Annotated in this window: 8 protein-coding genes; 2 read left to right on the top strand and 6 right to left on the bottom strand. The window is 73.5% G+C overall.

Going from position 1 to position 6,001, the window contains the following annotated elements; all coding sequences use genetic code 11:
- Nucleotides 1-239 precede the first annotated feature (239 nt).
- On the bottom strand, nucleotides 240-512 hold the full coding sequence (locus tag IF99_RS0129965) for a hypothetical protein (RefSeq protein WP_031001564.1): 273 nt from the start codon (nucleotides 510-512) through the stop codon (nucleotides 240-242).
- A 109-nt stretch (nucleotides 513-621) separates the two neighbouring features.
- Here IF99_RS0129965 and upp point away from each other — a divergent pair, with 109 nt between their 5' ends.
- On the top strand, nucleotides 622-1,257 hold the full coding sequence (gene upp, locus IF99_RS0129960; RefSeq protein WP_031001563.1) for a uracil phosphoribosyltransferase: 636 nt from the start codon (nucleotides 622-624) through the stop codon (nucleotides 1,255-1,257).
- A gap of 192 nt (nucleotides 1,258-1,449) precedes the next feature.
- Here upp and IF99_RS0129955 read toward each other — a convergent pair whose 3' ends face one another.
- The 3 genes from IF99_RS0129955 to IF99_RS0129945 form a co-directional block, all read right to left on the bottom strand.
- The gene (locus IF99_RS0129955) at nucleotides 1,450-2,052 is read right to left on the bottom strand and encodes a LytR C-terminal domain-containing protein (RefSeq protein WP_031001562.1); all 603 of its coding nucleotides are present in this window, start codon (nucleotides 2,050-2,052) and stop codon (nucleotides 1,450-1,452) included.
- A gap of 955 nt (nucleotides 2,053-3,007) precedes the next feature.
- Nucleotides 3,008-3,304, bottom strand: a complete 297-nt coding sequence (locus IF99_RS0129950; protein ID WP_006377352.1) for a type II toxin-antitoxin system VapB family antitoxin — start codon at nucleotides 3,302-3,304, stop codon at nucleotides 3,008-3,010.
- 124 nt (nucleotides 3,305-3,428) lie between these two features.
- Complete coding sequence (locus tag IF99_RS0129945) at nucleotides 3,429-4,307, bottom strand: SDR family oxidoreductase (RefSeq protein WP_031001561.1); 879 nt, start codon at nucleotides 4,305-4,307, stop codon at nucleotides 3,429-3,431.
- A 148-nt stretch (nucleotides 4,308-4,455) separates the two neighbouring features.
- Here IF99_RS0129945 and IF99_RS0129940 point away from each other — a divergent pair, with 148 nt between their 5' ends.
- Complete coding sequence (locus IF99_RS0129940) at nucleotides 4,456-5,133, top strand: TetR/AcrR family transcriptional regulator (RefSeq protein WP_031001560.1); 678 nt, start codon at nucleotides 4,456-4,458, stop codon at nucleotides 5,131-5,133.
- Here the strand turns inward: IF99_RS0129940 and IF99_RS34210 are convergent.
- Complete coding sequence (locus IF99_RS34210; protein WP_158716683.1) at nucleotides 5,094-5,315, bottom strand: hypothetical protein; 222 nt, start codon at nucleotides 5,313-5,315, stop codon at nucleotides 5,094-5,096. The genes IF99_RS0129940 and IF99_RS34210 overlap by 40 nt on opposite strands.
- A 64-nt stretch (nucleotides 5,316-5,379) precedes the next feature.
- Nucleotides 5,380-5,769, bottom strand: a complete 390-nt coding sequence (locus IF99_RS0129935) for a hypothetical protein (protein ID WP_031001559.1) — start codon at nucleotides 5,767-5,769, stop codon at nucleotides 5,380-5,382.
- Nucleotides 5,770-6,001: the final 232 nt, after the last annotated feature.

The raw sequence follows: 6,001 nt of genomic DNA, 5'->3' as shown, positions 1-6,001 counted from the left end.
GCGGTGGGTGTGACAGGGGTGCCGGGGGTGTGGGGAGCGCGGGGGTGGCTGGGGTGGCGAGGGTGGCTGGGGCGTGCGGGCTCAGATGCGCGTGGTGTCTGTGCGGGTGCGGGTGCGGGTGCGGGTGCGGGTGCGGGTGCGGGGTGCGCATGGGCGCTTGTTGCGGGGGCGAAGGGTGAGCGGGTGGGTGCCTGTGCCGGCGCCTGTACGGGCGTGGGTCTCGGGCCGGTGCAGTCTCCTCACCACCTGAAGCTCCGCATCCGCAGTTGCTGACGCCGCATGCGAGCCGCCCTGGCCCGGCGCGGCTGGACGCGCTCGCGCAGCTCCTGGGCCTCCTTCAGATCCCGCAGGAACTCCGCCCGGCGACGGCGCCGCTCCAGGTCCGGCGGGGGCACGGAGGAGTCCTTATCGGGCCGCTCCGTGGACCCTGTCCCGCCGCCACCAGCGGCTCCGCGCTCGCGGCGCGGGTCGTCTCCGTCACGTTCCGTTGCCTCAGTCATGCCTTCCGTCACCGTCCTCCGCCCCGGTGGGCACCCCTCGCCCTTGTGCCCCTTCGGTTCCCCGGGCTGGGGGCTTTGATGCCGGTCGGGGGGCGTGGGGGCGTCCGGTTACTGTGGTGAGATGCGGATTCACGTCGTCGACCACCCCCTGGTGGCGCACAAGCTCACCACGCTGCGCGACAAGCGCACCGACTCGGCCACCTTCCGGCGCCTCGCCGACGAACTGGTCACCCTGCTCGCCTACGAGGCCACGCGGGACGTGCGCACGGACCAGGTCGACCTGGACACCCCCGTGGCCCGCACCACCGGCGTGAAGCTCTCGTACCCGCGCCCGATGGTCATCCCGATCCTGCGCGCCGGGCTCGGCATGCTCGACGGCATGGTCCGCCTGCTGCCCACCGCCGAGGTCGGCTTTCTCGGCATGGTCCGCAACGAGGAGACCCTCCAGGCGTCGACGTACGCGACCCGCATGCCCGAGGACCTCTCGGGCCGTCAGGTCTACGTCCTCGACCCGATGCTCGCGACCGGCGGCACCCTGGTCGCCGCGATCAAGGAACTCATCGCACGCGGCGCCGACGACGTGACGGCCGTTGTCCTCCTCGCCGCACCCGAGGGCGTCGAGATCATGGAACGCGAACTCGCCGGTACCCCGGTCACCGTCGTCACCGCCTCGGTGGACCAGCACCTCAACGAGAACGGCTACATCGTCCCCGGCCTGGGCGACGCGGGCGACCGCATGTACGGGGCCGCCGAGTAGCGGTCCCTCGCCGGTCCGGGCTCCGTTTCGGGAGTCCTTCCGGCGGCGGAGCGATCGGCGCCCGGGACGGAGCGCCTGAGGCCGCGCGCTCTCAGCGGCCCGGCCCGGTCGACCCGAAGGGCCGCCCGGCCGGGGCCGATGGCCGCCGAGGCCCCGAGGGCCCGGTCGGTCCGCCCCGCGAGACCCCGCCCCTCAGCACTTCGGCTTCGCCGACTCGACGGGCCCCTGCTGCAAAGCGGCGAGCGCCTTCTTGGCCGTCCCCGGAGCGGTCAGCTTCGTGAAGCCGTCCCCGATCACGAGATCCAGCGCCGCACCCTTCCGCGCGTCGGTCCGCGTCCCTGCTCCGGCGAACTGTGTCCCGAGGACCTTCAGCGAACTGTCCGCCGCACTCTTCGGCCCGATCAGCAGTCCCGCCGTCTTCACCTTCTTGTCGTACGCGGCCGGCGCGTTGCCGACCTCGCCGATCGTGAAGCCCCGCTTCTTCAGCTCGTCCGCCGTCTCCTTGGCGAGCCCCGAGCGGGTCGTGGCGTTGAGGACGTTGACCTTGACCGATTTCGGCTCGGGCAGCTTCGCCACCCGCGCGGGCTCGGCCGAGGGGCGGGCACAGTGCTGGGGGCCGTCCGCCGCCTTCGCCGTGCCGCCGCCGGAGAACACGTCGAAGAGCTGGAGCGAACCCCAGCCGAGCAGACCGAGGACGGCGGCCGAGGCGACGATCACCGCCACGAGCCTGCCGCGTTTGCGGGGGCGCCGCATATGGGGGTACTTGTCCCCCGTGATGCGGTATTTGCCGCCCATGCCGGGGGGTGTGAGCATGCTCATACACGCAGCGTAGTGCGGCCCGCGAGCCATGCCTACTTAATGATCATCCAGTTGGGTGTACATGGCGCGGAGCGACCCGAACGGCCGAGCGAACCCCGCCCAGACGGCCGAGCTGCCCGAGGGTCGGGCTGTGAGGAGGCCGGGCTGCCAGACGGCCGGGCTGTGGGGAGGCCGGGCTGCCGACCGAGCTGCCGAAGGGCTGGTACGCCGGGGACGTGCCGCCGCAGAGGGCCGGGTGCCGCGCGACGGCGGTCGCGGCCGGACAACCGGACTTCTGCGCCACCTGCTTGCCGTGCCGCCCCACTGCGCTTGCCGGGTTCGTGCCCGCCGCCTGCCCCGCCCACCACCTGCCGGGGCTCGTCCGTCACTTGGCCGGGGCCGACATGCCGTCCGCCCGAGACTGACGCGTCACCTGGCCGGGGGTGCTGGATGCGGCCCGCCGGAAGCCTGGCCCGCTGCCTCCAGGCTGCCGTCTGCCGTCTGCCGTCTGCCGTCTGCCGTCTGCCGTCTGCCGTCTGCCGTCTGCCGTCTGCCGTCTGCCGTCTGCCGTCTGCCAGGGAACGGGTGCTGTCTGGCGGGTGAAGCCGCACGTGCCACGTGCCGCCTGAACTGCCGCCTGCCCGGCGCGCCCGCGACCGATGGGCCGGCACGCCTTACCCGACGCCGGCGAGCCGCCCGCCGGGAAGGTCGCCTGTGCCATCCGCCGGGCAGCCACGTGCGCTACCTGTCGGGCAGGCCGCGTGCGCCGTCTGCGGGGAAGCATCACGTGCCACCCGCCCGATGTTCAGTGCGCCGTGCCCGGAAGTTGCGGCCGAGGACCCGACCGACCGCGTGCTGCCCCGCCGAGGTTCAGTCCGCCGCGCCCGCTGAGAAGCCCACCCACCGGGAAGCCCCGCCCGAGTACCTCGTCCGAGGCGCCCTGCCGGATTCGTCAGTCCATCTCCAGCACGCGCGCGTGCAGCACCTGCCGCTGCTGGAGCGCAGCCCGGACCGCGCGGTGGAGGCCGTCCTCCAGGTAGAGGTCGCCCTGCCACTTCACGACGTGCGCGAAGAGGTCGCCGTAGAAGGTGGAGTCCTCGGCGAGCAGGGTCTCCAGGTCCAGCTGCCCCTTGGTGGTGACGAGCTGGTCGAGGCGGACCGGACGCGGTGCGACGTCCGCCCACTGCCGGGTGCTTTCCCGGCCGTGATCGGGGTACGGCCGGCCGTTTCCGATGCGCTTGAAGATCACACGGAAAGCCTACCGGGCCGCGTCCCCGAGGCGCAGCCGAGCGGAGGGTTTGGGGCCTGCCCCGACCGATTCCCCTCCGTTTCGTGCACGTATCCCGTACGGACCGGATCGTCACCCCGCGTGTTCATGCCCCCCTGCGCAGGTTGTCCGTCAGAAAACCGCGCAGGTCACGAGGTTCGCGCCCGAGCAACTCACCGAGTGCGGGCCCCGTCTCGGCGAACTCCTTCGCGCGGCTCGCCCGGAAGAGGCCGAGCAGCAGGTCCGCCTGTGGCTCCGGCACCCCGTGCCCGACGAGCTGGTCCCGCCACTGGTCGTCGGGCACGACGATCCGCTCGACCTGGCGCCCTGTGACCTCCCCCGCGATCCGCGCCACGTCGGCGAGATCGAGAGCCTCGGGACCGGTGAGGGCCGGGGTCGGACCGTCGAACGGGGCCTCGCCGCGCTCCCCCTCGGCCAGGATCACGGCCGCCGCTTCGGCGAGGTCGGCGTGGATGGTCCAGGAGACCGGGCCGTCCTCGGGCGCGTACAGCTTTCCGCTGGTCAGCGCGTCGCCGAGGAGCTGGAGGGTCGTGGAGGCGTAGAAGCCGTTGCGCAGCGAGGTGTGCGCGATGCCGCTCGCGGCGAGCAGTTCCTCGGTCGCCGCGTGGTCCGGCATGGGGGCGAACGGGGAGGTGGCCGAGACGCCTTGGTGGCTCGTGTAGAGCACCCGCCCCACGCCGGCCGCGCGCGCCGCTTCGAGCGCTGCCGCGTGCCGCTCGACGGCCTGGGGGCCCGTCGCGTCCACCGAGACGAGCAGGAGCTGACTCGCTCCCTCGAAGGCGTGCGCGAGGCTTCCTGGCTCGGTGAAGTCCCCGCGCCGCACCCGTACGCCCCGCGCTGCCAAGTCCGCGAGCTTTTCGGGGCTGCGCGCGCTGACCCCGACGTGTGCGGCGGGAACGCGTCGCAGCAGTTGTGCGAGGAGCGCGCGGCCGAGCTGCCCGGTGGCTCCGGTCACGATGATCATAGGTGTCTCCCTCGAAGCGATATCGTCGCTAACGCTTCCACTGTAACACCGATAATTCCCCCGTTACCAAAACGGCGATAACGGTGATACTCTGCGTTCACGAGCTCGCGTTGCGTGCGTACGGACGAAGGAGGGACTGGTGGCGGCTGTGGAGGGATTGCGGGAGCGGATCGTGGTGGCGGCCACGGGGCTCCTGGAGGAGAGCGGCAGGGAAGCGGTGACGACGCGGGCCGTGGCGGCGCGGGCGGGCGTTCAGGCGCCGGCGATCTACCGGCTCTTCGGTGACAAGGACGGTCTGCTGCGTGCTGTCGCGGACGAAGGGCTCGGTGCCTATCTGAGCGAGAAGGAGGCGCAGGAACAGGTGGAGGATCCGGTCGACGACCTGCGGGCAGGGTGGGACCTGCACGTCGAGTTCGGCCTCGCGCACCCGGCGCTCTACTCCCTCATGTACGCGGACCCGGGGACCGCACCCACCGCGTCGCCCGCCCTCACGGCCGCCGAGGAACACCTCGCGCGCCGCATACGCAGGCTCGCCGCCGCAGGTCGGCTGCGTGTCGGCGAGCGCCTCGCCACCGACCTCGTCCACGCCTCCGGCCGTGGCACGGTCCTGACGGTGCTCGCGGAGGGCCGCCGCGACGACGAGCTGCTGGCCGCCTCGCGTGAGGCGCTCGTCGCCGCGGTGACGACCGAGGCCCCCGCCTTCGAGAGCCCAGCGGGCCCGGCCGGGGCGGCGCGCGCGCTCCGGGCCGGGCTCGACGGGATCACAGGGCTGTCGACGGCGGAACGTCAGCTCATGGGGGAGTGGCTGGAGCGCATCTCCGACTGAGCGGCCGGACGGGGTGAGGGAGGGGGTGCGGTGGCGGGAGCCGGGGTCTCCTGCGCGGGCTCGGGCTCCGGGGCGGGTTCGGTCTGCCGGTCCTCGGTGGGACTGTCGCGATGCGGCTCGGTGCGGCGGCGCGCCTCCGCGCGGAGCAGGGCGTAGAGGGCCGCGTCTCGGTCGAGAGGCATGGGGGTGCTCCCTGGTGGTGCTGGTGAGTCGTGTGGGGCGTGCTGAGCGGAGGGAGCGGGAGTCTCAGCAGCGCAGGACGACGTGCGGGGGATCGGGGTGGGCGCAGGGGACGGCAGGGGACTGCGTAGGTACGGGCTTCCGTGATTCGGGTGCGGGGGCGCGTCCGGCGCGGGGTGCGGGAGTACGGGGTGGGGCGGCGGTGGTCGCCTCGACGTCGGCCTCCTCGACGGGCGCGCCCGCCTCGATCTCGGCGACGGAGGCCCCTGTGCCCACGGGGAAGCCTGCGCCGCCTGTGGGGTCCGCTCCGCCGAAGGCCCCCGGGCTCCCGGAGGTCGCCGCACTGCCGGGGGCGGCACCCGCAGCCGCCGCCGTGCCGACGAGTACGCAGCAGAGCCCGAGCAGCACGGCGGCGAGGGACACCAGCCACCGCCCCGACCTGCCCGATTTCCGCATGGGGCGGTTCTTCCCACCGATCCCGCCGCCCGTGCGCGACGGCCCCGCTTAGCACCCGTACGGGGGACCCGCGCGGTCGCCTGCCCCGCACACCCGTCTCCCCAGGCACCCGGGCCCCGCTTCCTCAGCCCCGTGCCCCGCCGCGTGCGCCCGTCTCCCCAACTCCCTGCCCGCCCCTGTGCGCCCGTTTCCTCGGCCCCATCCCCCGGCCGCGAGCCCCTGTTGCGTGCCC

This window comes from Streptomyces sp. NRRL F-5630 (genome assembly GCF_000719475.1).
In the GTDB taxonomy this organism is placed as follows: domain Bacteria; phylum Actinomycetota; class Actinomycetes; order Streptomycetales; family Streptomycetaceae; genus Streptomyces.
Note: the sequence above shows the minus strand (reverse complement) of the source record. Positions and strands in the feature narration are given on the sequence as shown.

Bases quoted from the DNA above. Each gene is read 5' to 3' on its own strand.
- IF99_RS0129935 (WP_031001559.1), bottom strand. From the start codon at position 5,769: ATGCGGAAATCGGGCAGGTCGGGGCGGTGGCTGGTGTCCCTCGCCGCC.
- IF99_RS34210 (WP_158716683.1), bottom strand. From the start codon at position 5,315: ATGCCTCTCGACCGAGACGCGGCCCTCTACGCCCTGCTCCGCGCGGAG.
- IF99_RS0129955 (WP_031001562.1), bottom strand. From the start codon at position 2,052: ATGGGCGGCAAATACCGCATCACGGGGGACAAGTACCCCCATATGCGG.
- upp (WP_031001563.1), top strand. From the start codon at position 622: ATGCGGATTCACGTCGTCGACCACCCCCTGGTGGCGCACAAGCTCACC.
- IF99_RS0129945 (WP_031001561.1), bottom strand. From the start codon at position 4,307: ATGATCATCGTGACCGGAGCCACCGGGCAGCTCGGCCGCGCGCTCCTC.